The organism is Bradyrhizobium sp. P2_E8 (genome assembly GCF_056403875.1).
This window is the reverse complement of sequence record NZ_JBFUES010001012.1, coordinates 1-2,622: the sequence shown is the minus strand read 5'-3', so window position 1 is coordinate 2,622 and position 2,622 is coordinate 1. Positions and strand designations below refer to the sequence as shown.

Genomic DNA, 2,622 nt, shown 5'->3' with positions numbered 1-2,622 from the left:
AACCCACCCTATGAGGCCTCGCCTACCACCCCTCCAGCACGATCTTGCCGCGCGACTTGCCGCTCTCGAGCAGCGCGTGCGCGCGCTTGAGGTTGGCCGCGTTGATCGTGCCGAAGGTCTGGTCGAGCGTGGTGCGCAGCACGCCCTTGTCGATGAGATCGGCGACGTCATTGAGCAGATGATGCTGCGCGATCATGTCGGGCGTCTGGAACGAGGAGCGCGTGAACATCGATTCCCAGTGCACCGAGATCGCCTTGCCCTTGAACGTGCTCATGGTGAACTCGGGCGGATCGTCGATCAGGCCGAACCGGCCTTGCGGCGCCATCAACTCGGCGATCGCCTTGTAGTGCTGATCGGTGAAGGTGAGGCTCGCCACCAGCGCCACCGGCGGCAGCTTGAGCTTCTCGATCTGCTCCTTCATCGGCTTGCCATGGTCGATCACCGCATGCGCGCCGAGATCGAGGCACCATTTCTGCGACTCCGGCCGTGTCGCGGTCGCTAGCACCGTCAGCCCGGTGAGGCGATGGGCAAGCTGGATCAGGATCGAGCCGACGCCGCCGGCGCCGCCGGTGATCAGCAGCGTTCGAGGATCGACGCTCTTGCCCGGCACCGCGCCGAGCCGGTCGAACAGCAACTCCCACGCGGTGATGGAGGTGAGGGGGAGGGCGGCGGCTTGCGCAAACGAGAGCGACTTGGGCTTGTTGCCGACGATGCGCTCGTCGACCAGGTGGAATTCGGAGTTGGTGCCCGGACGCTGGATCGAACCCGCGTAGAACACCTCGTCGCCCGGCTTGAACAGCGTGACCTCGGGGCCGACGGCGTCGACCACGCCCGCTGCGTCATAACCCAAGATCTTCGTCTCGCCCTCGGGCGGCGCGGCCCGCTTGCGCACCTTGTAATCGACCGGATTGGCCGAGATCGCCTTCACGGCGACGCGGATGTCGCGTCCCTTTGGCTCGGGTTTTGCGGTCTCGAAATCGATCAACGCGTCCTGATCCTCGATCGGAAGCGACTTCTTGTAGCCGAYGGCCTTCATGGCTTGTCTCCATCAGATGGCGCGCAGCTTGTGATGTGCGCCCGGCCTGCTAACTGTCGCGCTGGCCCCGGTTTGGCAAGTACTGTAAATTCGGGGATATAGTCCCTGTTTGGATACTATTGGGAAAACACGCATGAAGCGGCGAGATTTTACCCGGCGTCCCGGCTGCTCGGTCGAGGCGACGCTGGACCTGATCGACGGCAAGTGGAAGGGCGTGATCCTCTACCACCTCCAGGACGGCACCCAGCGCTTCGGCGAACTACGCCGCCGGATGCCCGGGATCACCCAGCGCATGCTGACAAAACAGCTTCGCGCGCTGGAGGAGGACAATCTCGTCATCCGCAAGGTCTATGCCGAAGTGCCGCCGCGGGTGGAGTATTGCCTCTCCGAACTCGGCGAGAGCCTCAGGCCGGTGATCGATATCCTGAAGGCGTGGGGCGAGAGCCACCAGCAGCGGCTGTCCTGCGCGCCGGCGCCCGAGGCGGAACCGGTCAAGAAGCCGAAGCGAGCCGCGTAGGGAGAGGTTGGCCGCGAAGCTCTCGKTGTCGTCCCGGCGAAGGCCGGGACCCATAACCACAGAGGCTCGTTGTGACGCGAGCCGGCAACTCCGAGCCTTCGCCAAACTACTCCCTGTGGCTATGGGTCCCGGGTTCGCGCATTTGCGCGCCCCGGGACGACGAGTTCAGAACGCGAACTGCGTGCGCATCGCCACGGCGTCGAACTTCGAGCCGACATCGGCGGTCGAGACCGGCGAGGCCTGCCGCGACACCGTGCCATGCAGATAGTCGAGCATGAAGCGGACGTTGCCGTTGACGTACCAGTTGAGCGCCAGCGTGTAGACGGTCTGCCGTCCGCCGGCGATGCCCGCGGCGGATGCCAGCTGATTATTCAAATCCATAGTGGAATAGCGACCGGCGATCTCCCAGGCGCCCCAGCCACCGCCATCGAGCGAGAACGGATGATCGGGCTTGACGCCGCCATAGGCGGCGTTCGCTGGATTGTACTTGCGCGATTCCCCGGTCAAGACGTAGGCCGCTTCCGCGTAGCCGCCCTGGAATTTCAGGTTTGGCGCTCCGATTAACGGCACGCTGGTGTTCGCGTTGCGATCGATGTTGAACCAGTAGTATTCGCCCTGGAGGAACAGCGATCCATAGGTCGCGGCGGCTTCGACACCATAAACCTGGGCGCCCGAGACATTGGCAATCGCACCGGTCGAGATCAGCGTCGTGGGATCGATGCGCAGCTCGGGACGATCGCTGAGCGTGAGTGTTTGCGTGTTGGCGACCAGATTGCGCGGCGGCTGAATCRGCCACTGTGCGTCGCCTCCGAGATGCACCGAGTAGTCATTGCCGCTGACGATCTGGCCTGCAACGCGGGCCGTCGCGCCGTATTGCTCGCTGGTGCCGGGAGGTGAGACGCTGGACGCTGAGTGAATCGCACCCGTGGTCGGGCCAGTCACGTACGCGCCGGCCCAGAACACGTCGTTGTACCAGCGCGCGCCGACTGCAGAACGGAAGTCGCCGGCGGCGATGTTTTGCGCGATGACACCGACCGAAGCCCTTTCCATGAAAGGAAGATCGTTGGAG

General features: G+C 64.2%; 3 protein-coding genes. 1 reads left to right on the top strand and 2 read right to left on the bottom strand.

Features of this window, described 5'->3' with window-relative positions; translation table 11 throughout:
* Positions 1 to 22: 22 nt before the first annotated feature.
* Positions 23 to 1,036, bottom strand: a complete 1,014-nt coding sequence (locus tag AC1D00_RS35900) for a zinc-binding alcohol dehydrogenase family protein (protein ID WP_477013929.1) — start codon at positions 1,034 to 1,036, stop codon at positions 23 to 25.
* 133 nt (positions 1,037 to 1,169) lie between these two features.
* Here AC1D00_RS35900 and AC1D00_RS35895 point away from each other — a divergent pair, with 133 nt between their 5' ends.
* Positions 1,170 to 1,553: a winged helix-turn-helix transcriptional regulator gene (locus AC1D00_RS35895; RefSeq protein ID WP_404557216.1), complete on the top strand. Its 384-nt coding sequence runs from the start codon at positions 1,170 to 1,172 to the stop codon at positions 1,551 to 1,553.
* Positions 1,554 to 1,718: 165 nt separating this feature from the next.
* On the opposite strand, the gene AC1D00_RS35890 is transcribed toward AC1D00_RS35895, so the two are convergent.
* Positions 1,719 to 2,622: OprO/OprP family phosphate-selective porin (locus AC1D00_RS35890; protein WP_477013928.1), on the bottom strand; the 904-nt coding region annotated here is incomplete at its 5' end.

Bases quoted from the DNA above. Each gene is read 5' to 3' on its own strand.
- AC1D00_RS35895 (WP_404557216.1), top strand. From the start codon at position 1,170: ATGAAGCGGCGAGATTTTACCCGGCGTCCCGGCTGCTCGGTCGAGGCG.